Origin of the sequence: Rhodoferax mekongensis, from assembly GCF_032191775.1 — a bacterium.
Lineage (GTDB): Bacteria > Pseudomonadota > Gammaproteobacteria > Burkholderiales > Burkholderiaceae_C > Allorhodoferax > Allorhodoferax mekongensis.
In genome coordinates this window covers 1,255,392-1,279,020 of record NZ_CP132507.1, presented here as the reverse complement: position 1 = coordinate 1,279,020, position 23,629 = coordinate 1,255,392, and the positions used below count along the sequence as shown (strand labels likewise).

The window sequence follows — 23,629 nt, the reverse complement described above, 5'->3', positions numbered from 1 at the left end:
ATGAGCAAACGCATCAAGTGCGCTTGGTGTGGCTTTGAGTTTGACCTCACAAAAAAAGGCAGGCCAAAACAGCACAAAGACGGCATCAAAACCTGCTCTGGCAGTGGCCAGCATGCAGACACACACAAAAGACTGCGTGATGCAGCGCAGAAAAACGCAAAGGATAGACATGAGCAAACCAAGCGGACAACGCCTACTCATTGACTCACGCCATGGCATCTACGTGCCGAAGCGGTTTGCCGAGGACTTCGATCACAGCAAGTGGCAAGGGCTCGACAACGTGGACTGGGATGTGCTCAAGAACCCGGACCATGAGCACTACTGGGAAGAGTGGGAAACGGTACTGCAGAAGGCTACATGCCTACAGGATGGCCACACATACCGCCTGCATCAAGACGGAGACCTGTGGGCCTACTGCGATGAGCTGATGACTGACGAAGAGTACGAAAACTTCTGGGGAGAAAAGCGAGATGAGTGAATGCGACAAGCGCAAGTGCATCGTTGAAACGCAAGACGACAAAGGCGAATGGAAGTCGTTTGGCTACATGGATCTGGAGCGCCAGCATCCGGTGGTGTTTGAGTGCAGCTGCCAAGCGAAGTTCACGCTGACTGCGGTGCTGCGTGCCGGGCGCTATGAGGCGCTGCAGATGGGTATGGATCCCCGCGAGGTGGTTAAGTCGGAGAGCGACTTCCGCATCACCCATGTCGATGTGGAGCCGCCTGAGCCCGTGGTCACAAGCACGGACCAAGCGGATGACCTGCTCGACCAACTGCGAAAGCGAGGTGTCATTTGAACAAGCTGATTTACCCCATTGTCTACACGGCTGTCATCCTGACGGCCGTTGTTGTTTTGGGGTTTGACGTTTTCATCTGGAGGCCCTGATGAGCAACGTCCACCCGACCTTCGACGCCATCTTCAAGAGCTTTGGCATCAAGCCGGAGCCCATTGAGATGCAGACCTACCGTGCTGCCCTCAAGAACATGGACTGGCAGTACGAGTACGCAGACGACTCTCTGGCCTACACCAAGGGCAAGCTGCAATTCAACGAGCTGAAGCGACAACAACAGCTGCTCGACCCGGATGCACGTATCTGGAACGAGTATGCACACCCTGAGAAACGGATCACCAATGACCATCTTTTACAAATCCAACAGCCTAGTGCTGCACGCTGATGTGAAGCCTGTCGAGGCACTGCCCGGCCAGCATCACCTCAAGATCCAAAGCCAGCTGCTGCACTCGAAGAACCCCGACGAGCGCCGCGATGTCTTCGCCTTCACTGGCGGTGGCGAATCGCTGCGTCTGCTGGGCGACATCCTGCACAAGGCTGCGTCGTGAGACAGGCTGCATCTGAGGTCTGCGCTGCTCTTGCACTCGCCGTAGTGCTGGGCGGCATCAACGACCAGAACCCACATCAAAACCTCTGTCTCGCACTGGCTGCCATCTTGGCCATTGCGAGCATCAAGCTAGGAAGCAGACGATGAAAAAAATCCCCGTGTTCTACCGCACCGAGCAATCCAGCAAGGATGCTGCCTCCTACTCCCCGTCTGCAGGCAAACCCCTGCTGGCCGTGAGCGACTGGATCTCCCGCTCCGACATCCATCCCCACATCGAAGTGCGCTCGTTTGAACCAGCGACCCGTGAGCAGCTGAAGGCAGCTCATGCACCCGGCTTTGTGGATGGCGTGCTGGACGGACGAGTGCCCAATGGCTTTGACAACACAAGTGACGGCGTGGCCCGGTCCCTGCCCTACACCACCGGATCCCTGATCGCTGCGACTGAGCATGTGCTGGAGCACGGCGGCGTGGCCATCTCCCCCACCTCCGGCTTCCACCATGCTGGCCACGGCTTTGCCGGCGGATTCTGCACCTTCAACGGACTGATCGCTGCCGCACTGAACGCCAAGGCCAAAGGCTTGGCAGAGCGCGTGCTGATCCTCGACTTCGATGCCCACTATGGCAACGGCACTCAGGACATCATTGATCGTCTGGGCCTCGACTGGATCACCCACATCACCGCATACCGCAGCTACGAAACCCGTGCGGAATGCCTGAAGGTGCTGGATCAGATCGACGGCCTGCTGATGGAGTGCAAGCCGGATCTGGTGATCTACCAAGCCGGCGCCGACATCCACGTCGATGACCCGCTGGGCGGCATCCTGACCACCCGCGACATGGCCTACCGCGATGAGCAGGTGATCGAGTCCTGCCTGACCCGCAAGGTGCCTCTGGTGTGGAACTTGGCCGGGGGCTACCAGCGCGACACCAAGGGTGGCATCGAGCCGGTGCTCGCACTGCATCGCCAGACTGTTTACACAACCATCGAACTCACGAAAGAAGCAGTATGAAAATTGTCATCGAACTCAACGACAACGACCTCCGCTTGGCCATCAGCGAGCAGGTTGGCAAGGCCATCTCCGGGCTCGCCACAGAAGCGATCCAGAAGCAAGTGGATGACATTCTGGAGAAGAAGTTTTCCCGCATCGGCAAAGGCGATGTTGATTCCGCCGTGAAGGACGCGGCCACCAAGCTGGTGCGTGGAGACAACAACCAGTGGCGCCTCGATGGGATGGTCAAGACGGCTCTTTCGGATGCGGCGCGAGCACTCATCAAAGGCGGTGGAGAATGACCAAGCACACACCAGCACCGTGGCATTGGGTCAATTCGCAAACAGATGAACCGTTTGATTTTGATGTGGAGTGGGATGGGTATGGACGGCCATCTTTGCGCACGGTCGCAGAAACAAAAAAATCAACTTTCAGTTTGCCCGAATGGATATTGGACGCAGAGCCTATGCAGAACGGAAACGATGCTGCAAACGCCCGACTGATAGCCGCCGCACCTGAGCTGCTGGAGGCTTTGAAGCAGGCGGTTGATTGCGGGATGGTTCCGAAAACCAGCGCAAGTGAAAGTGGTGCAAGCAAACACTCAAGACAAGTGCAAGTGGCCGACATGATCCGCGCGGCTATCGCCAAAGCAGAAGGGAAAACACATGTCACTCATCTCTGAAGCGGGTGACTCAACCCGCCTCATCAAGTACCTGAAGGATGCGATCCCACTGGGCGAGCGCCCGACTCCTCATGCTGAGTGGGTGAGTGTGCGACTCGATGCGTTACAGGCAGCAATCGACTACATCGAGCAGGCCGAGGAGTTTCGGCGGAGGTTCGATCAATCAGTTGAACGCCTCAAAGCAAACAACGCAAAAGCTCTGGCATCGATTGGCCAGATGGAAAAAATTATCAAGGAAGGCAGGACAGGAAAATGAGCAAACATTCACCCGGACCATGGAGAAAACAGGGCAGCATGCTTGTGGCCAATGACGGCACGGACGTGGTGGCAGCCGGGCTTGGGCTCGGGCTTGGCGCAGACAATGGCGACGGAGTACGTGAAGCAAACTCTCGCGTCATCAAGGCATCACCCATGCTCTACATGGCGCTTGTCTGGCACCGCGATGCACTCGATCTGGGCGACGTTGCCTTCTACGTGAAGCACGGATTCAACATATCCGAGATCATGCCAAAGACGCGAGAGCTGCTGCGTCAGGTCGATGACATCGAGGACAAGCCCCAATACCTCATCGCACACATTGGGCATACCAAAAAATCCGATGAGCACATTACTTGGTGGAGGCCAGACAGTAAAGGCTACACCTACTGCATCGACAAAGCCGGGCTCTACACGGAGCAGAAAGCCCGTGACATTTGCTTTTATGGAGCGTGCATCGCAGTCACCAAGAACGTGGCTGAGGCGCTATTCCGGACCACACCCTACTACCGGCGCGAGAACGGATCTCTGAATCGCCTGTATGACGGTGGAAGCATGCGCGTCGTTGAGAACAGCAGCGAGTCATGGGCCGCACTCATGGCCAAGCGCCTGAAGGTTGGCGATGGCAAGTGCGAAAAGCCAACCCCTATCGGCGCCAAGCGTCGTGCAATTTACCTGCCTGAAGGAGTGTCACTGTGAGCAAAGAAATCAAGCCCGGCCAGTGGTTTGCGACTGGCACATACCTGATCAATGGCTTTGGCGGACACCCAAAGCGCTGCACTCGCGTCAGCAAGTCTCGCGTCTACTACGTGCGGTGGTACGAGGATCCGGAGCGCTATCTGGAGAGTGAAAAGCGTGAGCAGTATTGCGACATCAGCTCATGCCAATTCATCTCCGACACCCGCGAGGAGGTTGAGGCCATTCATGCGCTTGGCATCAAGCAATACGATGAGATCAACGAGACAACAGCCGCTATCCGTTTGCGCTATCAAGAGCAGCTGAAGGCGCTGCGAGAGTCTTTCCGGAAAGGTGGTGGGGAATGAGCAACAAAGAAACAGGTGGACCGGCATTCCCATCTGAGCACTCCCGGTGCCAGAACGGACGCGAGGATGGCATGACCCTGCGCGACTACTTTGCCGGTGAAGCGTTGTCTGGATTGGTCGCAAGCTGCACCAATGATCAGGAGGTGACGCCTCGCTTGGCTGCTAAGTGGTGCTACGAAATGGCCGACGCAATGCTGGAGGCTCGCAAGCAATGACCCTGAAAGAACTGCGCAAGCAGATCCTCAAGTTGACCCAAGCCGAGTTCGCAGAGCAGCTTGGGGTTTCGGTGCGTACCTACATACGCTATGAGCACGATGGCGCTCCTGAGCCCATCCTGAAGCTCGCCGGGCACATTGCCGCAGAGCACCTAGCAAAGGCGAAAGATGACAACTGAAAAACAATTTTTGGAAGACGTTGCCAATCACAAAATGGCGGTCATCAAGGATGATGGCGTACACCGGCACATTCGCTTCTCAAGGGTGGATACGATGTTCATGCACTTCGATCTGATCACTTGGCCGGGCTACCTCTGCTACACAGGGGACATGGGCACCTACGTGTTCACTCGGCTGCGGGATATGTTCGAGTTCTTCCGCACTGACCGCGACTCCCCATGGCTCAAGAGCAAGGGTCTGATGCTGGGTATCAACCCTCAATACTGGGGCGAGAAGCTGGAGGCCGTTGACAAGCATGACGGCTTCAAGAAGTTCAGCGAAGAAAAATTCGATGCCGCAATTCGGCGCTACTTTGTCGAGTGGATCCGCAATCACCGCGATGAAACCAGCAAAGATGAGCGGCGCGAACTATGGGAAACCATACAGATCGAAGTGCTTGAGGCTGATGGCGATGAGGGCGGCTACCGAAAGCAGTGTGCCGCCCATGATTTTGGGCACCAAGTTCACGCAGGTCTTTACTTCCGCTTCAAAGACTTCTGGGAAACCAATGTCGAGGAGTACAGCGGCCGCTTCATGTGGTGCTGCTACGCCTTGGCGTGGGGCATTCAGCAATACGACGACTACAAGGGGCGTGCAAATGGCTGATCAAGAACTTCGACGACTTGCGGAGGATGCTACTCAGGGTGAGTGGCACTGGGATTGCGACGAAGTTAAGGGCGACCCGTTCGGCAGGGTTAGATACCAAGTAATAACGTCTGGCAAGACGATTACGAAGATTTATTACAGCAGCTATGAGGGCGGGCCAACTAATGCAAAAGATGACGCCGCCTACATCGCAGCAGCAAACCCCGCCGCAATCCTTGAGCTGCTAGATCGGCTGGAGAAGGCTGAGAAAGATGCGGAGCGGCTTGTATGGGCTATGCACAACATGAGCAACCCGTTTGGACGGCACGAGTTTGGATTCAGCCAGCATGTGCTTGAGCAGGGAAGCACTGGCGACATCAACGATTGCCGCACGTATATCGACGCCCAAATGGAGGCAAGCAAATGACTGACATCATGAAATTGGCAGAAGCATACGCATGGCATTCAGTGCATGGTGCCGCAACAACCGGCGAGTCCGTGATTGGCGCAAGAGACGCACTGCAAGCTGCTATTGAGGCTCTGCAATGTGAGAATGAACTGCTGAAGCGACAGCTTGATGCTGCCAAGGACGTGTTTCGTCAAGATCAAAAATGTATCTTGAAGGCTGTAGCCGATCGCGACGCCCTGCAAGCCGAGCTGACAAAGCAGGAGCCGGTGGGGTACACGGATAACACCGGTATTGCATTCGCCGTGAAATGGAGCGGCGCACTGCCACCGAACCTCACTCTCTACGCAGCACCCAAGGCGCTGGAGACGCTGCGCTCGGCTTTGAACGCAATGCTTACCCAGTTTGGCATGGATGAGGATGAATTTAATAAGGATACTTTTGATAAGGCTCGCCTTGCCCTCGCTGACACGAACACAGTGGAGCCTCTTACAGAAGAACGAATTAACGAACTAGCTCTTGTCCGATTGGTTGAGGCCGAACTAAAGAAGGTAAACGTATGACAACACCATTTACACGAGAAAACCGCTACATCGTCATCAAGCGCAGTGATGTGGCTGCGTATCACGACGACACAAAGAAGTTGCTAGACGCATTACCGCAACTCGATGTCGTTGTTGTAGAGGCCGATTGGCCTGAGTACGAACCAACTTGGAGGGCTATTGAGGAACGGGTAAATGCAGAAAAATCAATTGGCGATGCAGTTCGTGGGAAACTTGTATCGTTGGCCGATAGCCGTATTGCTTGGATGGAAGCGGAGTTAACTAAGGTGCGCAAAGAGTCTGCACTCAACGCACATGCGTACACCGGATTGCTGCTGAAATTTCAGCGCATAAACAGCGCATTGGAGAGTGCGGAAAAGAGCTTGATTGAAGCTATTGATGCTCTTGAACTTCATGCGGAATACCAGCAAGCGCCTCAGGAGGCACATAAAATTCCGATCAACAGAGCAGCGCTAGTCCTTGATGATGTTGATAGCGTTTTAACTTCGGTCCAGAAAGCTCTTAAGGAGCCGACATGACCCAGCACCCTACTTGCCCGCATTGTGGACATGAGTTGAACCACGACGAAATGTACGACGCAAAGGTCGATCTGTATGCACTTGCTCCCAATGAGGGGACGGAGTGCATTGAATGCCCAGCTTGCGATAAAGAGTATTGGGTACAGGGATGCTATACGCCGCACTACAAAAGCGCATTTGCAGAGGAAGAACTATGACCGAGCAAGAACAAAAAGCATTTGACCAGATGCGGGAGACGCTGGAAGAAATCATATGCGCTCACCCTGTAACCAGCACCATGCGACAAGTACATGCAATCGTTGCAGGCCGCAACGCCCTCGCCGCAGCAAATGCCGTATCACACACGAAACCGGAAACAACCCCATTACCAGAGGGCGGGGCTATCACATCCGAATCCGCAGCCAATGCCGTGCAGCCGCAAGCGCAGGGGGAGTGGAAGCACTGCACACCCGAGTTGCTTTCCTCTGGCGTGAGCTGCAAAGACACACCTCGCCGCCCTTGCGAGTGCGAGCATGGCGGCTCTCACGATCATTGGATTGCCCACCCCCAAGCCACCGAGCCGCAAGCGCAGGTAAAACTCAATCCCGCTGACCTTGTGTTCACAGTTGAGGTGCAGCACATGGGAGGCTTTGCTCGGGTCAACACAAGCGGGGTTCGAGTTACCCATGTGCCAACTGGAATTTCAGTCGTCTCCACAAGAGAGAGAAGTCGGCATGCGAACCGGCAGATTGCGATTGATTGCTTGAAAAAAGCTCTTGCGGCAACACCGGAGGCGCCATGAAGCCAAAGCCCCAAAGCGATGGCGAGATCATCGCCTACATCGTGATCATGTGCATTGCGTTTCTGGTGATCAGCTGGGCAACCAAGCCTGAGCCCTGTCAGTGCGCGTGCAGAAAGGAGAGCCATGAAGCCCAAACTTGAAGACATCCGCTTCGTCAACCAGTGCGCCCGCAATCAGTTCAAGCGAGAACTGGGGCGCACGCTGTCTCGCCCGGATCCACAAAAGAAAAGGGGAAGGCAAGAGAAAAATACTTTGTGGAATATTCGATTCAAGGAGGTTAATGATTGAGCATTGAAGCACACAAACTCATTGCCGAAAACAAGCTACTCAGCGAAGTTATAGATCTCAAGAAGGAGCTGACTGCAGCAAAGGTCAAGGCCGGAACGGCAGTCATGCTAAAAACCAGAGCCCAAAGGCAAAGGGATCTTGTGAGGATGCAGTTGATAGCAACCAAAAGAGAGCTGGCCGAAAAGAAGAAGATAGTCTCTGCGCTTGAAAAAGAAAATCTCAAGCTACGACGATCCCTTCTTGAGGCTAGTCTTTAAACATCAACCCCCTCTCGCCGAGCAGCCATAGCCAGCGAGAGTAAGGCCCCCTCGTAGCGCGTCTGAGCACGCAGGGGGTCCATGTCACTTACCCAGCTACTGTGCTGCCCGCACAGGCCGTAGGTGACGAGAGCGCGCTCGACGTGCTCCAGTCTATCCATGCACGATCCGATGATGTCGGCCGTGTTCTTTTCCAGCTCGTCATCCAGCACGGATGAAGCTGAGTCCCATTGCCGGCTAGAGACAGCGTTCTTGTGGCCCGGCGCGCAGCTTGAGTACCCCTTGGCAACCCAAGGCTCGGATTTCTCAATGCTCCACCACACGCTTACAGCATGAGCGAGAGCTTCGTAGTTGTACTGCTTTGTGACAGGTGGCATCAGTTCCAAAATAATCTCCCGAGAGTTATGGCGAGCGCATCAAGCTCGTCCAATTTTTTCAAAGTCCACATTTGCCTCTGGCCATGGATGCCGTTTCGAGATCCTTGGTGGCAGTCTTTGCACAACGCGATGCTGGTGATCCACTGGCCTTGCTTGATCTCATGGCAGTCGCTTGGGCCGTGCTGGTCGCACACGGAGCAAGGCAGATCCTTGACCCGCTCAATGTGCTCGCGCTCGGCCTTGGTCGGGGCTTTTTTATTCTTGCTTTGCAAGGATCTCTCCAATCAAAACCTCAGCCCGGCCACCAGAGACGATGGCGCCGCGCATGATGTGCAACTCATCGATCTGGCTGTCGTTCTCAAATGCGCCCGCGATCTGCAGCGCGTCCTGCAGCGCCTTGATGCGGTTGTCAATGTCGGTGATCCGCTTGTCCTTGGGGAAGATCCGGGCGACCAGACAGATGCGCCCCTTGAGCTTGGGCATCTTGCTTTGCTTGACCGCTTGCATGACCTGCCAGCGGAAGTCCTCACCCTCAACGGAAACGCGCATACCTCCCTGCTTGTTGCGCAAGTAGTAGTGGTTCACCGATGGGGGGAGTGGGAGTGTCAGGGAGTAGGTGTCAATCATGCGAATCTCAGGAGGTTGTCAACCGCGCGGTCAAGCTCTTCGCGGCTGATGTTCTTGTGCGCCAGTACCTTGCTCAGGACGGCGGTGATGGTGGCTTGGTACAGCTTGTCGAATGTCTCTTCGGACATCTTCGACCACTGCAGCGAGTCGGCTTCCAGAGTGAAGCTGCCATCGATGCTGTAGACCGGGTGAAAGTAGCCGGCCATGATGGTCAGCTCTTTCCTGAAGCGCTCCTTGTTGGGGAGCACGTCACGCCCTTCGTACTGCATCAGGTCTATGCCATCGCTCCACAGGTCGAAGGCGTAGTCCACAAGGGTCCACCACTTGCGGAAGTACGAGCCATTGCGCATCTCTTTGAAGTCTGCCCGGATGACGGCGCCGGGCTTAAACTTGCGCACCTTGTCGGCTTGGTCATCATCGAATGGGATCAAGGCCCCGCCGGGAGCCTTCATCATCACCAGCTCCATTACTCAGCCTTCTTCTCGACGGTGTAGCAATTCATCCAGCCAGCCTTCTCAGCCAGCTCGCAAGCCTCGCGCGCAGATGATGAGCTGAAGTAAGGCTTGGTCCGGATCTTCTCGCGCTTGGCGGTGCGCAGGAAGTGCTGCAGATCGAAGTCTCGCTTCTCAAACTTGGCCTTTTCCTTGGCCAGCTCAACCGCCGCAGGGCTCACGCCTGTGGCCAGCCATCCATCGTGATGCGCCTCTTTCTCCTTGGTGACGCGCTTCTGTTTGACGGGCGTGACATCAACGGCCTGACCGTGAATGTTCACAAATGCAAGTGCTGTGTTCATTGCTCTTCCCCTTTTGATTCGTAGTCTTTATCCAATCGCTCCTTGACCCCGGCAACCAGCCTCATGTGCGGCAGTGTTTCCGAGTACCAGCGGAGCGCCTTCTTTGCGAGTTCGTGATCGATGCCGTTCATCCACACGATGTGGTCGATCAGTCCCTCGCGCGTCACATTCCCAGTGCTCGCCATTCGCGCTCGCTGCGTCCCGTTGCGCTTGGCACACGCTTGCCTGTTGGCTCTGCAAGGCCAGCCGTCTCAAGCTCCTTCATGCGCCGGGCTACCTGCACACCATCAAGCCCAGTTCGGGTTGCGATGCTGTCCTTACCCATGGGACCGTGCTTACGCAGTGCTTCGAGGATCATTTTTTTGTGGCGCTCCGCCAGATCTGTGGCACTCTCAGCCGCTTCGTGACTGGTCATGGGGTCTGTTGCGCGAGCGCTTGGCTCAGTGCGGAATGCGTAGCTAGTCATGGCTGCCCTCATCTACCCTATTCGCCCCGTTGCCACTTGACTTGTCAGAGCCGATAGTTCCGTACATGGCACGACGCACAATCACTCTCACCAACTCGCCCGGCTTGCGGTCCTCGCGCGCAGCTATGCGGCAGATGTCCAAGAACTCACGCTCGGTGAAGAAAGCCTTGATGGCCTCCGTGTGCTTGGTGTCATCAACCATGCTTGGCTTTCGACTTGGCGCGACGTTTGCGCGCCTGCAGCTTGCCCTTGGCCTGCATCTCGACCATGCCTGCGACGGTCAGCTCACCACTGGTGAACTCTTCGATGTAGGGCATCCAGTCTTGGGGAATGGGGCGGTGCTTGTTTTTCACCTGACTCAGCGTGGAGACGCTTACGCACAAGTGAGCAGCAAGATCTTTAGAGCGGCCAACCTCTTCATCCAGCCATTGCTTCAGTGTTTTCATATCGCTGAATTTAGCAGATGTCGAACAAAGATGCAAAGCATACGCTTCACGGGGGTTTAATAAACTGCTAACATGACTGAACCAACCATCGAAATACGACGCAAGCACCTCGCTGAACAGCTGAAAAAGAGCAAGCTAAGTCGAAGTGACTTCGCAAATAAGCTGGGCATAAGTCGCAGCTATCTCACTCAGCTACTAACCGAGGGCTTCAGATTCGGAGAAAAGTCTGCGCGAGCCCTAGAAAAGAAGCTGAGGCTGCCGGATGGATTCATGGATTCCTCAGCAGAGTCTGAGGTGCGAAGTGTTGAGGTATGGGAGAGCCCCGACGATTTGCCGGAGGGCGTATTCGCAATCGTCCCCCGGGTGGCCATACAACTATCAGCAGGCTCGGGGGCCATCAGTGAGGGAGAGATGGATTTACCACCGCTGGCCTTTAGGGCTGACTGGCTGAAAAAAAAGAACGTGACTAGCAGGGACAACCTGAGAGTCTGCGAAGTCTCAGGAGACTCCATGGAGGGATACCTCTATGACGGCGACTCCGTGCTTATTGATATTGGGCAAAGGGATCTGGTTGACAACGAGGTGTACGCGATCCGCTACGGCGACGAGCTGAGGATCAAGCGCATAGGCAAGCGATTCGATGGCGGCATCATCATCAAGTCGGACAACCCGCGCTACCAGCCCGAGTCCCTGTCTCCCAGTGAGGCAGAGCAGATCCACATTATTGGGAGGAAGATATGGCGCGGGGGTTGAGCAAACCAGTGTTCACCATGATGTTTGTAGCGGCTGCCCTAGTTGCTGCTGGCACCTTGATCCTATCAATCGTGCATGCAAGAGAGCAGGAGCGCAAAACGCAGAGCAAGCCAGCAGCCGTCAGGCCGGCCGGCGAGTCTTGGATCCAGATGTCAGGCGGGCAAATGGGTGTGGTTGACATACCCGTGACCAGCATCAAGGGAATGACCGAGCGGCAGACGTGCTTCGTGTGGCGCGACACTGAGTACAAGAGCACCAGCATGCAGTGCCCGAATGACAGGGCAAGCTACGCACCAGATCCGCCACCCTGACCCGGTAAATTGATTTGCATAAGAGCCCACCAAGCGTGGGCTTTTTTTCGACTGTTGTTTTCTTGTTAAGCAAATAGTGAAAAAAGTTCTCGACAAGTTGTTTTACGTTTGCTAAACTGCAGGCATTCGTTAAACAACCGAGAAACAGATGTCCAACAACCTTCAGGTTATCGAGCGGGAGATCATGGCGCTGCAGCCGCGCTTTGAAACACTCAGCGTTGACAGCAACATTGTCTTTGCCCGAGAGGCTGAGTTCGCGCTGCAGATCATTGGCGCCAACAACTACCTGCAGAAAATTGTGATGGGCAACATGCAGGCGCTGCACGACTCTGTGCTCAACGTCAGCTCCATCGGCATCTCCCTGAACCCGGCTCGCAAGCAGGCTTACTTGGTCCCACGCAAGGGCAAGATCTGCTTGGACATCAGCTACATGGGCCTGCTCGACATGGCCATTGCTGGTGGTGCGATTCGCTGGGGTCAGGCCGAGGTTGTCTACGAGGGCGATGTCTTCAAGCGCACAGGCTTCAACACGCCCCCTATCCATGAGTGTGACCCATTTGATGATGGCCGCACCAACCTGCGTGGAACCTACGTGGTGGTCAAGACCGCTGACGGCGACTACCTGACGCACACCATGTCTGCTGCCAAGGTGTTCTCCATTCGTGATCGCTCTGAGGCTTTTAAGTCTTATCTGGCCGACAACTCCAAGAAGTGCCCATGGGTCACTGACGAGGAAGAGATGGTCAAGAAGACTGTCATCAAGCAAGCCTCAAAGACTTGGCCAAAGTCCGCGCAGTTGGATCGCGCCATCCATCACCTCAACACCGAGGCTGACGAGGGCATTGAGTTCACTCCTCAGCAAGAGCCCAAGCAGCCAGTGGGGCGCAAGCCTGACGTTGCCATGCCAGAGGCGCGCAAGCGTCCTGCGCCAGAGGGTGTGACTGATGTGGAGCCCAAGCAAAAGCCGACCCAGTCCAACCTGTGCTCCGAAGGTGAGCGTATGTTCATCACCCGCAAGCTGGAGCGCAAGCAGTGGAGCGTGGCCTATGCCCGGGAGATCGCCGGTCTGGATGTGTCTGAAACCTTGGACAGCCTGACGGCCGATGAGTTCATCGCATTGAAGGACGTGCTCAAGTGAACACCGCACAAGACATCATCTTCGATGAAGAGGCGCACATCTACCGCCTCAATGGAAACATCGTGCCCGGCGTGACATCGATCCTCAAGCCGCTGACTGACTTCTCCATGGTCAAGACGGAAGTGCTGGAGTCCGCAAGCAAGTTCGGCCGCGCAGTCCACAAGGCGTGCGAGCTGGATGACCTTGGCGAGCTGGATGAGGGATCTCTGGATCCGGCCTTGCGTCCATACCTGATCGCATGGCGCAAGTTCACCGCCGACTACCAGTGCGAGTGGGAAGTGGTCGAGCAGCTGGTCTATCACTCTGCCCTGAACTACGCAGGAACCCCTGACCGCTACGGCAAGGTCAAGGGTCGCGCAGCCGTGGTGGACATCAAGAGTGTGAGCGGAACCATGAGCCCGGCGGTTGGACCGCAGCTCGCCGCCTACAAGAACGCCATCCCCGGGGTGCCGCCAGTGTGTGACCGCATTGGTGTGCAGCTCAAGCCTGATGGCACCTACGTGGCGAAGAACTACATAGACCGCAATGACTGGCCGGTGTTCTGTTCTTTGCTGACCCTTCGCAACTGGTGCTCGCACCACAACATCACCCCGACTTTTTAGGAGAAACCATGACCGCAGCAACTGAAGAAAAGAAGCTCAAGGGCACCGTCGAGTTCGACATCACCAGCGTGGTCGACCACGTCAAGACATCCGAGGGCGCACTGACTGACGCCAAAGACTACGTGATCGACAGCGACAACATGCTGACACTCGCATCGGGCGACCTGATGAATATCAAGGGCCTGCAGAAGATGGTGGAGGCCGAGCGCGTGTCCAAGGTTAAGCCATTGAACGATGAGGTCAAGCGCATTAACGACGAATACAAGGTGCCGGCCAACTTCTTGGCACAGGCCGAGACGGTTCTGAAGGGCGCCATCAGCACCTACCAAACCAAGCAGCTGGAGATCGCCCGGGAAGCCAAGCGCTTGGCGGATGCAAAGGCCGCTGCGGAAGCCGCTGAGATTGCCCGCAAGGCAGAAGAAGCTCGGCAGGCAGCGGCCAAGCTGGAGAGCGATGCCAAGGCCGCAGCCGAGTCTGGCGACGAAGCCGCAGCCGCAGCCGTTGCCGAGCAGGCGGCCGCCATGACAGAGCAAGCCCAGAGCCTGCAGCTGGCAGCCGAGGTGGTGACATCTGCGCCCGCTGTGCAAGCACCAGCTCGCGTCTCTGGCATCAGCACTCGCGTCACCTACTCCGCTCAAGTGGACAGCCTGCTGGATCTGGTGAAGGCTGTGGCCGAAGGCAAGGCTCCTCTGGAGTGCATCGCAGCCGACGAAAAGTTCTTGGGCGCTCAAGCCCGTGCATTCAAAAAGGCCGGTCCTTTGTACCCCGGCGTCCGTGCAATCGCAGCGCAGTCTATTGCCGCCCGCGCTGCTTAACTCCTGAAAGGAACCACCATGGCAACACGTATCTACAAAGCAACCACACCCAAGGGTGTGCGCCTGATCGACGCAGGCATCAAGTCCTCGGTGATCGCGCATGTCGCGCGTGACGAGATCAAGGTCGAGGTGGCCTCCGGGCACGACATCGCTGAACTTGTCGGCGCTGGCGTGAAGGTCGAGGTCATTGGCGCCAACGCGAACCAAGACCTGTTTGTGGAGGGCACTCAGCAATGAGCTATTCAGAACTTGAAATCAAGGTGATCCAGTGGGCAGAAGCTCGCAAGATCATCCCTAATGCAGCCCCTCAAGCGCAGCTCAACAAGGCACTTGAAGAGCTGGCTGAATTATTTAAGGCAGAGAGTCAGAAGAACATGGACGGCATCAAGGATGGTGTCGGCGATGTGGTTGTCTGCCTCATCAACTACTGCGCCCTGAAGGACATTGATCTGGTGAGCTGCCTTGATCTTGCTTACAACGAGATCAAGGATCGCAAGGGAACCCTGATGCCTGATGGCACATTTGTGAAGGAGTGATAAGTGGCGTCTGTGAATAAAGTAATTCTGATCGGCAACTGCGGCCGAGATCCCGAAGTCCGCTACCTGCCTTCCGGGCAAGCCGTGGCCAACGTCAGCTTGGCAACCACCAGCCGTCGCAAAGATCGGCAGACAGGCGACACCATTGAAGATACCCAATGGCACCGCATCACTTTCTACGAAAAGCTGGCTGAGATCGTTGGCGATTACGTCAAGAAGGGCGACCCGATCTACATTGAAGGTCGCCTGAAGTACGGCAAGTACACCGACAACAGCGGCGTGGAAAAGAATACCTGCGACATCGTGGCTACCGAGATGAAGATGCTTGGAAGTCGTGATCGTCAGGATCAAGGGCAAGGTCAGGATCAAGGTGGCCAGCAACCCCAAGGGCGCGGCCAGCAGCAGCGTCAGGCGCCACCACAGCGCGGTGGTCAAGCACCTCGCGGCGCGCAGCAGCCGGCACGCCAAGCGCCAGCTCGCCCATCCAGCGGCTTCGATGACATGGACGACGACATCCCATATTGATCCAAGGTAGATGAGCAAAAAGAACCCGAAGTTTTTGGTTCCCATGGTCGGCCTCAGTGCAACGCAACGCAAGAGCATTGGGGCCGGCAAGTATGAGCCGAGACAGCGCCACCCGGATGAGGCGCTTCCAAACACCATCAGCATCAAAGAGCTGCCGCATTACGTGCCGCCAAAGCACCAACCCGTGAGAGCTGGAGCTGATGACCACCTGAACATTAAAAGCATAGGAGTCGCCTGCTAGGCGAGAGCAACATGAACGAACAAAAGACCGTGGAAGTTACAGAGCAAAGCCTGTCAGTTGGCCGTCTGTTCATCACCGAAAACAACAAGAACTGGCCAGCCGAAACAAAGGCAAAGCACGACGAGCAAGAGCGCGGCCGCATCTACGCAAACCTGCGTGAAGATGATGCTGGCGCCTCTGCAATCTTGGTGGGCGTGATAGCCAATCCCGAGCTGGCCGAGCGCGTGGTGGTGTGCCTGCAAGCGTGTGAAGGCATCGACAACGAAAAGCTCGCATACGCCCCGGTGGCCACCATCGTGGGTGTCGGCGTGGCGCAGCGCGAGATCGCAGTGAAGGCGCTGGAAAGCCTGCGTGATGAGTATGGCCAAAACATGTCTGGCCGTCAGCTGGCGTTCATTGAAGACGCCATCCTGCGCGCCCGTGGCCTGAAGGCGAAGGAGGTTAGCGATGTTCAGTAACGCGACCATTCTCAAGTACACCGGCAACGACCTCTCGATCACGGATGACTCGTTGCAAAAGTCCGCCTTCATTGAGTGCGGAGCAACACAGGAGAAGTCGGTTGGCTGGGTGCCCCCACGTGGGCAGCAGCACGACCCGCTGATTGCCGTTCTGCGTGGCGCCACCTTCGACCACAAGATCCTGTGCTTGATGATTGAGACAAAGCGCGTGCCCGGCGAGGCCATCAAGCGCAAGGTCGATGAGCAGTGCAAGGCCATTGAGCAGAGCACCGGCCGCAAGCCGGGCAAGAAGGAGCGCCGGGAGATCATGGAGGATGCTCGCCTGTCTCTCTTGCCAATGGCATTCACATCCCGCAAGAAGGTGTATGTGTGGATCAATCGCAGCGCCGGCTACATAGTCATCGACTCAACCAGCCAGTCTGTGATTGATGATGTGACGTATCGCCTTATCGGTGACTCTGAAGATCTTTCGATCATGCAGATGAGCACCTTCAAGACCCCGGCATCTTTGATGACAGGGTGGCTTGGAAGCGGTGAGGGCGGAGTGCTTTTCTCTATTGAGCGCGCATGCGAGCTGAAAGCTCAGGATGAAACCAAGGCTGTGGTGCGCTATAAGAATCACCCGCTCGACACGCCCGAGGTGATGGATCACATCAAGGCAGGCAAGTTGCCGACCAAGCTGGCGCTCACATTCGGTGATCGTGTGTCATTCACACTGACGGAAAACATGCAGCTTAAGGGCATCACATTTTTGGATGTGGTGTTTCAGGACAAGGCTGCCGGCAATCAGGATGATGTGTTTGACTCTGAGGTCTTCATCACAACATCCGAACTGGATGCGCTGATCTTTGCGTTGAAGGTGGAGCTTGGTGGGGAGATGCCACTGTATGAGTAAGGTAGATTACAAGTGGATGGAGGCAACCCCTCCAAAGCCAGATGTCTACATGACCCGGCGCAACAAGTCCAACTACCTGACTCTGCGGTATTGGGATGGGGTCTGGTGGTACGAGATTGCGCTCTCCAACTCTCGCGGCGGAAAGCCATTCAAGTGGCCAAAGCCATCTGCGATGAAGAAGCCTGCGTGGGTGTCTCGGCCAACTACAAAGTTGCACATACGCAAGATCTCGTCAAACCTCAGCAACATCCAGTGGGGTGTGCCGTTCAAGGTATTCGATGAGAAGGAGGTGCTTGCTTACCTAGTGCGAACTGGCGTCCTGCCATCAAACTGGAGGAGCGAGTATCAGCAGGCCATGCGCAATGAGGAGCTTTTGAAATGAGCGCCCCATGGTGGCCGGAAGACGGCAATGACAAGAAGCCCATTGGGCCGGAGGATGTGTGAGCCTGATAACCCAAGCATTCCTTGTTGAAAAGTACGGGCTCAGGCTGACCATGGATCAGCTTGGTGAGTCGCTTGGGATGGCCAAGCAAACCATCTTCAACAAGATCGCCAAGGAGGAGTTCGAGGTGCCGACCTACATGGATGCCGGCAAGCGCTATGCCGACTTCAGGGATGTGGCGGCTTATCTTGACCTTTGCCGAGAGCGTGCAGCGACTCCGGCTTGAGCTGTGTGTAACGGCGCAGATGGCGCCAATCCTTGTGACCCGAGACGAGGGCTACTTGTTCAATCGAGTAGCCCTCTTCAAACATCTTGCTCACCCCATCGTGCCGGGTGTCATGGAAGTGCAGATCCGGAATGGATAGAGCCCTCACCGCCTCGGTGAAATACTTACTCAAGGTCCGGGGCTCCAGTGGGAAGATCCGCTCATCATCATGCACCTGACGCAGCGCCAGATTCCATGAGTCTCCCAGCAGCGGGATCCACTGGTCGTTGCCCTCCTTCTTTCTCGGATCCTTCCTGTCTCTGATCAGCACCATCTTCTTCTGGTAGTCGATGTCGGCCTTGAGGATCCTGCACACTTCGCCCTGCCGCATCGCCGTGATGCAGGCGAACAGGGTTGCGTCCGAGTAGATCTGACCCTTGTTCTCAGCCAGCCAACTCAGGATGCGCGTCATCTCATCCTCGGTGGCCCGGCGCTCGCGCATGCCGCCACCCCCAATCAACCCGAGGTAGGAGAGCTTTGGTCGGGCTGCCCCGATCACATCCGGCAATCCTGTGCCGGCGTAGCGAAACACGGTTCCCAGCTTCGAGAGGTCGCAGTTGATGGTATAGGGGCCGGCTCCATCATCGCGGCGTTCCTGCGCCCAGCCAAGCAGCCTGTCCACGGTTAAGGTGGAGGCAACTTCATGCCCGAGCATGCGCTCCAGCATCTTGAGGGTGTAGTGCTCCGTGGATGAGTCGGAGATGGGCCGGGTAGATCCGCGCAGCCGGCGGTACTTGATGACCAGCTGGCCAATCGTCTCGGCGCCCTGCTCGGTGGACTCCAGCTTCCCGGCATCCATCAGGGCCTCGATCTTGGATGACCACGCAAACGCAGCCGCCTTGGTGTCAAACCACTTCGACTTTTGCGGGTATCCTTTGCGGCGGATTAGGGCTCGCCACTTGCCATTGATTTTCGATACAGACGCCACGACTCACCTTCGACTCACCAACCGACTCACTTGGTTGGTTTACCGAATGCTACCGTTGAAGCGTTTAGCAGTGGCTAAACCCCTATAATCGCCACCAGTCCCCGTAGTTCAATGGATAGAACGGCCCCCTCCTAAGGGGCAGATACAGGTTCGATTCCTGTCGGAGGCACCAGCCACTTTTACGTCGGATCAAGCTCTGGCGCACATGGAATATGCGCAAGCAGCTATGAAAAAGTGAGCAAATCAGCGCTGACGCAGCGCGATGATGTCTTCCCGCACCGCGGCCGCCCACGTCCTGCGGTCACGCCCCTCGGCGGATTGCGGGGCTCCAAAGGTCACCACTGCCTGAATGCCATCGCTGCACAGCGTGCGCCACAGGGAGCCGAGCAGCGTGTCTTCGCCGATATAGCAAGGGGCAAAGCTTTGCTGGCCCTGCGCATCGGCAAACTGCAGGGCCACCGGCTGGATGGGCGCATTCACTGCGATGGCGGCTTGCAACAGGTTGGCGTGGAAGGGCAGCACATGGGTGCCGTCGCCGGTGGTGCCCTCGGGGAACACGGCCAGCACCTCGCCCAAGCTCAAGCGCTCTGCCATGTGGTGCACCACGCGCATGGCGTCGCGGCGGGATTCGCGCTCGATATACAGCGTGCCGGCGCCGGTCGCCAGCGTGCCCACCACGGGCCAATGCTGAATATCGGCCTTGGAGATAAAACGGCAATGCCGCGCGGCGTGGATGACCACGATATCCAGCCAGGAGATATGGTTAGCCGCCAGCAGCACCGGGCCGCCGGTGGGTGGAGTTCCGTTTACTACTAATTTGATAGCTAGCCGCGCAAGCATGGCGTGCGCCCAGGCCTGAACCTCTGCATCACGCTCCGGCTGCGACAGCCGGGGAAACACCATGCGAATGCGCCACGCGCCTGCCAACACGTGCAGGAGTACCCGGCTGATTCGCCAGAGGGCTTTGAGTTGGCGCATGCGTTTGTGGCCCGGTCCGGCTTCAGGCTGCGGTGTAGGCCACGCGGCCGCCAACCAGCGTGGCTTTGACGCGGCCGGGCAGCTCGTAGCCGCCGAACGGCGTGTGCTGCCCCTGGCTGACGAGTGCGGATGGCTCGACCACCCAGTGGGCGGCGGGGTCGAACACGCAAATGTCAGCCGCGCCGCCTGCTGTGAGGCGGCCTGCGCTGGCGGCAAAAGTACCCAAAGCACCACCCAACACCAGAGCTGAACGGCTGGTGACGGTGGCTACCGCTTCCGCCACGCCCAAGCCGCTCTCCTGCGCCCACTTGAGGGCCAGGCTCAGCAGCAGCTCCAGACCGGTGGCGCCGGGTTCGGCTTCGGCAAAGGGCAGTGTTTTTTCGTCGGCACTGACCGGGTTGTGGTCGGAGACCAGCGCATCAATGGTGCCGTCGGCCAGGGCGGCGCGAAGGGCATCGCGGTCGCGCTGCTGACGCAAGGGCGGGTTCAGGCGCATACGGCTGTCAAAATAGCCAATGTCCACATCGGTCAAGTGCAGGGAGTTGATGCTCACATCGCAGGTCACAGGCAGGCCTTCGGCCTTGGCCTGGCGCACCAGCTCCACACCGGCAGCGCTGCTGATGCGGCACAGGTGCACGCGGGCCTTGGTGGCGCGCACCAGCTCAAAGATGGTGTGCAAGGCAATGGTTTCAGCAGCCACCGGCACGCCGGAGAGGCCCATGCGGGTAGCCAAGGGGCCGCTGGCAGCCACGCCCTTGCCGAGGTAAGCCTCTTGCGGACGCAGCCACACGGTGTAGCCGAAGGTGCTGGCGTACTGCAGGGCACGCTGGGTGACCTGGGTGTTGAGCAAGGGCACTTCGGCCTGGCTGAAGGCCACGCAGCCAGCTTGGGTGAGCTGCAGCATTTCGGTGAGCACTTCCCCCTGCAGATTGCGGGTGAGCGCCCCCAGCGGGAACACGCGGGCCTGGTGCAGACGCTCGGCGCGGTAGCGCAACATTTCGACCAGACCGGCTTCGTCCAGCACGGGTTCGGTATCGGGAGGGCACACCACGCTGGTGACGCCACCAGCCACCGCAGCGGCCATTTCGCTGGCCAGCATACCTTCGTGCTCGTGGCCGGGTTCGCGCAGGCGCACGGACAAATCGACTAGGCCCGGCGCGACGACGCAGCCTTGGGCGTTGAGGGTGGTTTGCGGGGCAAAACCGGCGGGCGCTGTGCCAATGGCCAGAATGCGGCCGCTGGAAATGGCCACATCGGCCACGGTGTCGGTGCCGCTGGCAGGGTCAATAACGCGGCCGCCTTGGATCAAAATTTGCATTGCTTCAGTCCTTGAATCTGGGGCCTCAGGCCTCGTTGCCCGCGACGATGCTCATGACCGCCATACGCACAGCGATACCGAAGGTCACCTGCGGCAGGATCACGGCCTGTGCCCCGTCCACCACTGCTGAGTCAATTTCCACCCCGCGGTTGATGGGGCCGGGATGCATGACGATGGCGTCGGGCTTGGCGAGTTGCAGCTTTTCAGGCGTGAGGCCGAAACTCTTGAAGAATTCGTGCATGGACGGCAACAGCGCGCCGCTCATGCGCTCGTTTTGCAGGCGCAGCATGATGATGACATCGCAGTCCTTGATGCCCTCTTCCAAGGTGTGGCATACCCGCACGCCCATTTGCGCCATGTCGGATGGCACCAGCGTTTTGGGGCCTACCACGCGCACCTCGGCACAGCCCAGAGTGGTCAGCGCATGGATGTCTGAACGCGCCACCCGGGAGTGCAACACGTCACCCACGATGGCGACCGTGAGGTTCGAAAAGTCTTTTTTGTAGTGCCGGATGGTGAACATGTCCAGCAGACCCTGGGTGGGGTGGGCATGGCGACCATCGCCTGCGTTGATGACGTGCACATGGGGTGCGACGTGCTGGGCAATCAGATAGGGCGCGCCGGACTCGCTGTGGCGCACCACAAACATGTCGGCGGCCATGGCGCTCAGGTTGGCAATGGTGTCCAGCAGCGACTCCCCCTTGCTGGCACTGGACCGCGCAATGTCGAGGTTGATGACGTCCGCGCTCAGGCGGGTGGCGGCAATCTCGAAGGTGGTGCGGGTGCGGGTGCTGTTCTCAAAAAACAGGTTGAACACACTTTTGCCGCGCAGCAAGGGCACTTTTTTAACTTCGCGGTCGTTGAGCGACACGAAGTTGGTGGCGGTGTCCAGAATGTGGGTGAGGATGTTTTTGGGCAGCCCTTCGGTGGACAGCAGGTGGATCAGCTCGCCGTGTTTATTGAGTTGCGGATTGCGCTTGTACAACATGCTCAGGCCTCCTGCACATCAAAAGAAAACACACCCTCAGCGCTGCGCGCGAGAGCCAGCGATTGGTCTGCCGCCAGACTGACCCGCGCGGCCGCGAATTCGGCCTGGATGGGCAACTGGCGCCCGCCGCGGTCTACCAGCACCGCCAAGCGCACTTGGGCGGGGCGGCCGTAGTCAAACAGTTCGTTAATCACCGCGCGGATGGTGCGGCCGGTGTAGAGCACGTCGTCCAGCACCAGAATGTCCGCGCCATTCACATCAAAGGGCAACTGGGTCTGGCCACCGGAAGACAGGCCCCGTTTGGCGAAGTCATCTCGGTGCATGGCCGACGAAATCGTGCCATGCTTGCCCGCGAGCTTCAGGTCCGCCTGCAGGCGCTCGGCCAGCCAAGCGCCGCCCGAGGTGATGCCCACCAATCGGGTGTCTGCATTGCACAACTGCTGTACGCCGCGCAGGAGTTCGCGGTACAGCGCCTCTGCATCTAGCAACAAGGCCCCCACGCTCGTCGCAACGCGTGCTTCGCTGCCCCCGAGGGGGCGCTCACGCCTTGGGACGGCCCGGCGGCGTTCGTCAATGTGGTCACTCCAGACTCCTCAAAAATTGTTCCAAAATAATGCAGGCTGACATGGCATCGGCGTCTTTGGCGCCGCTGGCAATCGCCTCGGTGGTGCTGTAGCGCTCGTCCACCTCAAACACTAGCAGGCCGAATCGCCCTTGCAACTGGCGCCCGAATTTTTTGGCGCGGGCGGTGTTTTCATGCGGCGCGCCATCGGGGTGGTAGGGCACGCCGATCACGATGGCGTCGGGCTGCCACTCTTTGAGCTTGGCAGCCACACCGTCAAAGCGCGCATTACCCTCGGCATGGATGGAGCCTTGCGGCTGCGCGGTGCGCATCAGCCGGTTGCCCACGGCAACCCCGGTGCGCTTTAAGCCGAAATCAAATGCAATAAAGGTGGTGAAGGCGGGAGGCACAAGGGGCGTAGCGTCGCTCATGCGTGCCCCGCTTGTTGCGAAATCATCCAGGATTCCAAGCCCAAGAGCCCCAAAGCCCGGTCATAGCGTTGCTCCACCGGCGTGTCGAAAATCAAGGACTGGTCCGCAGCGACTGTCAGCCAGCTGTTTTCACCCAACTCGGTTTCCAACTGACCTTCGCCCCACGCGGAGTAGCCCAAAGACACCAGTACCCGCTTGGGGCCGGAGCCCATGGACAAGGCTTCAAGCACGTCTTTGGAGGTGGTCATTTCCAGCCCGCCGGGAATGGTCATGGTGGAGGAGTACAGCGACTCGTCGCTGCCCTGGCCCTCAGCCACCACGGACTCATGCAATACAAAGCCACGCTCGGTTTGTACCGGACCACCCTGAAAAACACGTTGCCCCATCAGGTCTGCGCGATGCAGCGGCAGATCAATCTTTTCAAAAAGGGCCGGGAGCGGCATGTCAGCTGGCTTGTTAATGACCAAGCCCAAAGCCCCGCGCGCGGAGTGTTCGCACACATACACCACGCTTTTGCCGAACATGGCATCGTCCAGTCCGGGCATTGCGATCAGGAAATGATTGGTGAGATTGAAAGGTGCAGAATCGCCGGACATTG

50 protein-coding genes are annotated in these 23,629 nt (G+C 57.6%); 34 read left to right on the top strand and 16 right to left on the bottom strand.

The genetic code is table 11. From position 1 onward, the window contains the following. The 21 genes from RAN89_RS06165 (at window position 1) to RAN89_RS06065 (ending at window position 8,136) form a co-directional block, all read left to right on the top strand. The gene (locus tag RAN89_RS06165; protein WP_313868733.1) at window positions 1–204 is read left to right on the top strand and encodes a hypothetical protein; all 204 of its coding nucleotides are present in this window, start codon (window positions 1–3) and stop codon (window positions 202–204) included. After that, complete coding sequence (locus RAN89_RS06160; RefSeq protein WP_313868732.1) at window positions 170–478, top strand: hypothetical protein; 309 nt, start codon at window positions 170–172, stop codon at window positions 476–478. Before RAN89_RS06165 ends, RAN89_RS06160 begins: the two co-directional genes overlap by 35 nt. Then, entirely contained in the window at window positions 471–794 is a 324-nt protein-coding gene (locus RAN89_RS06155; protein ID WP_313868731.1) for a hypothetical protein, read from the top strand. Before RAN89_RS06160 ends, RAN89_RS06155 begins: the two co-directional genes overlap by 8 nt. Before the next feature lie 88 nt (window positions 795–882). Beyond that, complete coding sequence (locus tag RAN89_RS06150; protein ID WP_313868730.1) at window positions 883–1,173, top strand: hypothetical protein; 291 nt, start codon at window positions 883–885, stop codon at window positions 1,171–1,173. Further along, on the top strand, window positions 1,130–1,336 hold the full coding sequence (locus tag RAN89_RS06145; protein WP_313868729.1) for a hypothetical protein: 207 nt from the start codon (window positions 1,130–1,132) through the stop codon (window positions 1,334–1,336). The genes RAN89_RS06150 and RAN89_RS06145 overlap by 44 nt, the downstream gene beginning before the upstream one ends. Window positions 1,337–1,478: 142 nt before the next feature. After that, complete coding sequence (locus tag RAN89_RS06140) at window positions 1,479–2,345, top strand: arginase family protein (protein ID WP_313868728.1); 867 nt, start codon at window positions 1,479–1,481, stop codon at window positions 2,343–2,345. Further along, window positions 2,342–2,626, top strand: a complete 285-nt coding sequence (locus RAN89_RS06135) for a hypothetical protein (protein ID WP_313868727.1) — start codon at window positions 2,342–2,344, stop codon at window positions 2,624–2,626. Before RAN89_RS06140 ends, RAN89_RS06135 begins: the two co-directional genes overlap by 4 nt. After that, window positions 2,623–3,006 carry a hypothetical protein gene (locus RAN89_RS06130; protein WP_313868726.1) on the top strand — a complete coding sequence of 128 codons (384 nt, stop codon included), beginning with the start codon at window positions 2,623–2,625 and terminating at the stop codon, window positions 3,004–3,006. Before RAN89_RS06135 ends, RAN89_RS06130 begins: the two co-directional genes overlap by 4 nt. After that, window positions 2,990–3,262, top strand: a complete 273-nt coding sequence (locus tag RAN89_RS06125) for a hypothetical protein (RefSeq protein WP_313868725.1) — start codon at window positions 2,990–2,992, stop codon at window positions 3,260–3,262. Before RAN89_RS06130 ends, RAN89_RS06125 begins: the two co-directional genes overlap by 17 nt. Continuing rightward, window positions 3,259–3,960, top strand: coding sequence for a hypothetical protein (locus RAN89_RS06120; RefSeq protein ID WP_313868724.1), 702 nt, complete (start codon window positions 3,259–3,261; stop codon window positions 3,958–3,960). The genes RAN89_RS06125 and RAN89_RS06120 overlap by 4 nt, the downstream gene beginning before the upstream one ends. Then, on the top strand, window positions 3,957–4,304 hold the full coding sequence (locus RAN89_RS06115) for a hypothetical protein (protein ID WP_313868723.1): 348 nt from the start codon (window positions 3,957–3,959) through the stop codon (window positions 4,302–4,304). Before RAN89_RS06120 ends, RAN89_RS06115 begins: the two co-directional genes overlap by 4 nt. Then, a complete protein-coding gene (locus tag RAN89_RS06110; RefSeq protein WP_313868722.1) occupies window positions 4,301–4,519 on the top strand; it encodes a hypothetical protein in 219 nt (72 codons plus the stop codon). The genes RAN89_RS06115 and RAN89_RS06110 overlap by 4 nt, the downstream gene beginning before the upstream one ends. Next, window positions 4,516–4,698: a helix-turn-helix transcriptional regulator gene (locus RAN89_RS06105; protein ID WP_313868721.1), complete on the top strand. Its 183-nt coding sequence runs from the start codon at window positions 4,516–4,518 to the stop codon at window positions 4,696–4,698. Before RAN89_RS06110 ends, RAN89_RS06105 begins: the two co-directional genes overlap by 4 nt. Window positions 4,699–4,708: 10 nt before the next feature. Continuing rightward, window positions 4,709–5,344, top strand: coding sequence for a hypothetical protein (locus RAN89_RS06100; protein WP_313868720.1), 636 nt, complete (start codon window positions 4,709–4,711; stop codon window positions 5,342–5,344). Next, the gene (locus RAN89_RS06095; protein WP_313868719.1) at window positions 5,337–5,750 is read left to right on the top strand and encodes an ead/Ea22-like family protein; all 414 of its coding nucleotides are present in this window, start codon (window positions 5,337–5,339) and stop codon (window positions 5,748–5,750) included. The genes RAN89_RS06100 and RAN89_RS06095 overlap by 8 nt, the downstream gene beginning before the upstream one ends. Further along, window positions 5,747–6,292 (top strand): hypothetical protein, encoded by a 546-nt coding sequence (locus RAN89_RS06090; protein WP_313868718.1) that lies wholly within the window; start codon window positions 5,747–5,749, stop codon window positions 6,290–6,292. The genes RAN89_RS06095 and RAN89_RS06090 overlap by 4 nt, the downstream gene beginning before the upstream one ends. Next, window positions 6,289–6,810, top strand: a complete 522-nt coding sequence (locus RAN89_RS06085) for a hypothetical protein (RefSeq protein ID WP_313868717.1) — start codon at window positions 6,289–6,291, stop codon at window positions 6,808–6,810. Before RAN89_RS06090 ends, RAN89_RS06085 begins: the two co-directional genes overlap by 4 nt. A 193-nt stretch (window positions 6,811–7,003) precedes the next feature. Next, window positions 7,004–7,591 (top strand): peptide chain release factor family protein, encoded by a 588-nt coding sequence (locus RAN89_RS18605; RefSeq protein ID WP_313868716.1) that lies wholly within the window; start codon window positions 7,004–7,006, stop codon window positions 7,589–7,591. Beyond that, the gene (locus tag RAN89_RS06075; protein ID WP_313868715.1) at window positions 7,588–7,731 is read left to right on the top strand and encodes a hypothetical protein; all 144 of its coding nucleotides are present in this window, start codon (window positions 7,588–7,590) and stop codon (window positions 7,729–7,731) included. Before RAN89_RS18605 ends, RAN89_RS06075 begins: the two co-directional genes overlap by 4 nt. Beyond that, window positions 7,715–7,879 (top strand): hypothetical protein, encoded by a 165-nt coding sequence (locus RAN89_RS06070; RefSeq protein WP_313868714.1) that lies wholly within the window; start codon window positions 7,715–7,717, stop codon window positions 7,877–7,879. Before RAN89_RS06075 ends, RAN89_RS06070 begins: the two co-directional genes overlap by 17 nt. Continuing rightward, window positions 7,876–8,136, top strand: a complete 261-nt coding sequence (locus RAN89_RS06065) for a hypothetical protein (RefSeq protein ID WP_313868713.1) — start codon at window positions 7,876–7,878, stop codon at window positions 8,134–8,136. The genes RAN89_RS06070 and RAN89_RS06065 overlap by 4 nt, the downstream gene beginning before the upstream one ends. Here the strand turns inward: RAN89_RS06065 and RAN89_RS06060 are convergent. Genes RAN89_RS06060 through RAN89_RS06020 form a run of 9 tightly spaced genes read right to left on the bottom strand, consistent with a single transcriptional unit; the run spans window position 8,133 to window position 10,845 of the window. Continuing rightward, window positions 8,133–8,522, bottom strand: a complete 390-nt coding sequence (locus RAN89_RS06060) for a hypothetical protein (RefSeq protein WP_313868712.1) — start codon at window positions 8,520–8,522, stop codon at window positions 8,133–8,135. The two genes, RAN89_RS06065 and RAN89_RS06060, sit on opposite strands and share 4 nt — an antisense overlap. Next, window positions 8,513–8,785 (bottom strand): hypothetical protein, encoded by a 273-nt coding sequence (locus RAN89_RS06055; RefSeq protein WP_313868711.1) that lies wholly within the window; start codon window positions 8,783–8,785, stop codon window positions 8,513–8,515. The genes RAN89_RS06060 and RAN89_RS06055 overlap by 10 nt, the downstream gene beginning before the upstream one ends. Next, complete coding sequence (locus tag RAN89_RS06050; protein WP_313868710.1) at window positions 8,769–9,140, bottom strand: RusA family crossover junction endodeoxyribonuclease; 372 nt, start codon at window positions 9,138–9,140, stop codon at window positions 8,769–8,771. Before RAN89_RS06050 ends, RAN89_RS06055 begins: the two co-directional genes overlap by 17 nt. Continuing rightward, window positions 9,137–9,595 carry a DUF1367 family protein gene (locus RAN89_RS06045; RefSeq protein WP_313868709.1) on the bottom strand — a complete coding sequence of 153 codons (459 nt, stop codon included), beginning with the start codon at window positions 9,593–9,595 and terminating at the stop codon, window positions 9,137–9,139. Before RAN89_RS06045 ends, RAN89_RS06050 begins: the two co-directional genes overlap by 4 nt. A gap of 11 nt (window positions 9,596–9,606) precedes the next feature. Then, window positions 9,607–9,933: a hypothetical protein gene (locus tag RAN89_RS06040; RefSeq protein WP_313868708.1), complete on the bottom strand. Its 327-nt coding sequence runs from the start codon at window positions 9,931–9,933 to the stop codon at window positions 9,607–9,609. Beyond that, a complete protein-coding gene (locus RAN89_RS06035) occupies window positions 9,930–10,064 on the bottom strand; it encodes a hypothetical protein (RefSeq protein WP_313868707.1) in 135 nt (44 codons plus the stop codon). Before RAN89_RS06035 ends, RAN89_RS06040 begins: the two co-directional genes overlap by 4 nt. Before the next feature lie 32 nt (window positions 10,065–10,096). Further along, a complete protein-coding gene (locus RAN89_RS06030; protein WP_313868706.1) occupies window positions 10,097–10,348 on the bottom strand; it encodes a winged helix-turn-helix domain-containing protein in 252 nt (83 codons plus the stop codon). A 43-nt stretch (window positions 10,349–10,391) separates the two neighbouring features. Beyond that, entirely contained in the window at window positions 10,392–10,601 is a 210-nt protein-coding gene (locus RAN89_RS06025) for a hypothetical protein (RefSeq protein WP_313868705.1), read from the bottom strand. Continuing rightward, window positions 10,594–10,845, bottom strand: coding sequence for a hypothetical protein (locus RAN89_RS06020; protein ID WP_313868704.1), 252 nt, complete (start codon window positions 10,843–10,845; stop codon window positions 10,594–10,596). The genes RAN89_RS06025 and RAN89_RS06020 overlap by 8 nt, the downstream gene beginning before the upstream one ends. 72 nt (window positions 10,846–10,917) lie before the next feature. Here RAN89_RS06020 and RAN89_RS06015 point away from each other — a divergent pair, with 72 nt between their 5' ends. The 13 genes from RAN89_RS06015 (at window position 10,918) to RAN89_RS05955 (ending at window position 17,787) form a co-directional block, all read left to right on the top strand. Continuing rightward, a complete protein-coding gene (locus RAN89_RS06015) occupies window positions 10,918–11,598 on the top strand; it encodes a LexA family transcriptional regulator (protein ID WP_313868703.1) in 681 nt (226 codons plus the stop codon). A gap of 17 nt (window positions 11,599–11,615) precedes the next feature. Further along, entirely contained in the window at window positions 11,616–11,909 is a 294-nt protein-coding gene (locus RAN89_RS06010) for a hypothetical protein (protein WP_313868702.1), read from the top strand. A gap of 148 nt (window positions 11,910–12,057) precedes the next feature. After that, window positions 12,058–13,047, top strand: coding sequence for a recombinase RecT (locus RAN89_RS06005; protein WP_313868701.1), 990 nt, complete (start codon window positions 12,058–12,060; stop codon window positions 13,045–13,047). Next, the gene (locus RAN89_RS06000) at window positions 13,044–13,649 is read left to right on the top strand and encodes a hypothetical protein (protein WP_313868700.1); all 606 of its coding nucleotides are present in this window, start codon (window positions 13,044–13,046) and stop codon (window positions 13,647–13,649) included. Before RAN89_RS06005 ends, RAN89_RS06000 begins: the two co-directional genes overlap by 4 nt. A gap of 8 nt (window positions 13,650–13,657) precedes the next feature. Then, on the top strand, window positions 13,658–14,464 hold the full coding sequence (locus RAN89_RS05995; protein ID WP_313868699.1) for a hypothetical protein: 807 nt from the start codon (window positions 13,658–13,660) through the stop codon (window positions 14,462–14,464). An 18-nt stretch (window positions 14,465–14,482) separates the two neighbouring features. After that, a complete protein-coding gene (locus RAN89_RS05990) occupies window positions 14,483–14,701 on the top strand; it encodes a hypothetical protein (protein WP_313868698.1) in 219 nt (72 codons plus the stop codon). Beyond that, window positions 14,698–15,000 carry a MazG-like family protein gene (locus RAN89_RS05985; protein ID WP_313868697.1) on the top strand — a complete coding sequence of 101 codons (303 nt, stop codon included), beginning with the start codon at window positions 14,698–14,700 and terminating at the stop codon, window positions 14,998–15,000. Before RAN89_RS05990 ends, RAN89_RS05985 begins: the two co-directional genes overlap by 4 nt. Before the next feature lie 3 nt (window positions 15,001–15,003). Further along, on the top strand, window positions 15,004–15,525 hold the full coding sequence (gene ssb / locus RAN89_RS05980) for a single-stranded DNA-binding protein (RefSeq protein WP_313868696.1): 522 nt from the start codon (window positions 15,004–15,006) through the stop codon (window positions 15,523–15,525). Window positions 15,526–15,535: 10 nt separating this feature from the next. Next, window positions 15,536–15,766, top strand: a complete 231-nt coding sequence (locus tag RAN89_RS05975) for a hypothetical protein (protein ID WP_313868695.1) — start codon at window positions 15,536–15,538, stop codon at window positions 15,764–15,766. Window positions 15,767–15,777: 11 nt separating this feature from the next. After that, window positions 15,778–16,224 (top strand): hypothetical protein, encoded by a 447-nt coding sequence (locus RAN89_RS05970; RefSeq protein ID WP_313868694.1) that lies wholly within the window; start codon window positions 15,778–15,780, stop codon window positions 16,222–16,224. Between the two features lie 52 nt (window positions 16,225–16,276). After that, on the top strand, window positions 16,277–17,119 hold the full coding sequence (locus RAN89_RS05965) for a recombination-associated protein RdgC (protein ID WP_313868693.1): 843 nt from the start codon (window positions 16,277–16,279) through the stop codon (window positions 17,117–17,119). Next, window positions 17,112–17,501 (top strand): hypothetical protein, encoded by a 390-nt coding sequence (locus tag RAN89_RS05960; RefSeq protein ID WP_313868692.1) that lies wholly within the window; start codon window positions 17,112–17,114, stop codon window positions 17,499–17,501. Before RAN89_RS05965 ends, RAN89_RS05960 begins: the two co-directional genes overlap by 8 nt. 58 nt (window positions 17,502–17,559) lie before the next feature. After that, window positions 17,560–17,787 carry a hypothetical protein gene (locus RAN89_RS05955; RefSeq protein WP_313868691.1) on the top strand — a complete coding sequence of 76 codons (228 nt, stop codon included), beginning with the start codon at window positions 17,560–17,562 and terminating at the stop codon, window positions 17,785–17,787. Here RAN89_RS05955 and RAN89_RS05950 read toward each other — a convergent pair. The 7 genes from RAN89_RS05950 to RAN89_RS05920 all read right to left on the bottom strand — a co-directional run bounded on the left by RAN89_RS05950 (window position 17,729) and on the right by RAN89_RS05920 (window position 23,627). After that, entirely contained in the window at window positions 17,729–18,754 is a 1,026-nt protein-coding gene (locus RAN89_RS05950; RefSeq protein ID WP_313868690.1) for a tyrosine-type recombinase/integrase, read from the bottom strand. The genes RAN89_RS05955 and RAN89_RS05950 overlap by 59 nt on opposite strands. 243 nt (window positions 18,755–18,997) lie before the next feature. Then, window positions 18,998–19,732, bottom strand: coding sequence for a lysophospholipid acyltransferase family protein (locus RAN89_RS05945; RefSeq protein ID WP_313868689.1), 735 nt, complete (start codon window positions 19,730–19,732; stop codon window positions 18,998–19,000). Between the two features lie 22 nt (window positions 19,733–19,754). After that, complete coding sequence (locus RAN89_RS05940; RefSeq protein ID WP_313868688.1) at window positions 19,755–21,050, bottom strand: dihydroorotase; 1,296 nt, start codon at window positions 21,048–21,050, stop codon at window positions 19,755–19,757. A gap of 25 nt (window positions 21,051–21,075) precedes the next feature. Further along, window positions 21,076–22,038, bottom strand: a complete 963-nt coding sequence (locus RAN89_RS05935) for an aspartate carbamoyltransferase catalytic subunit (RefSeq protein WP_087496363.1) — start codon at window positions 22,036–22,038, stop codon at window positions 21,076–21,078. A gap of 2 nt (window positions 22,039–22,040) precedes the next feature. Beyond that, entirely contained in the window at window positions 22,041–22,538 is a 498-nt protein-coding gene (gene pyrR / locus RAN89_RS05930) for a bifunctional pyr operon transcriptional regulator/uracil phosphoribosyltransferase PyrR (RefSeq protein WP_313868687.1), read from the bottom strand. Window positions 22,539–22,617: 79 nt separating this feature from the next. Continuing rightward, window positions 22,618–23,031 (bottom strand): Holliday junction resolvase RuvX, encoded by a 414-nt coding sequence (gene ruvX, locus RAN89_RS05925; RefSeq protein WP_313868686.1) that lies wholly within the window; start codon window positions 23,029–23,031, stop codon window positions 22,618–22,620. After that, a complete protein-coding gene (locus RAN89_RS05920; RefSeq protein ID WP_313868685.1) occupies window positions 23,028–23,627 on the bottom strand; it encodes a YqgE/AlgH family protein in 600 nt (199 codons plus the stop codon). The genes ruvX and RAN89_RS05920 overlap by 4 nt, the downstream gene beginning before the upstream one ends. Window positions 23,628–23,629: the final 2 nt, after the last annotated feature.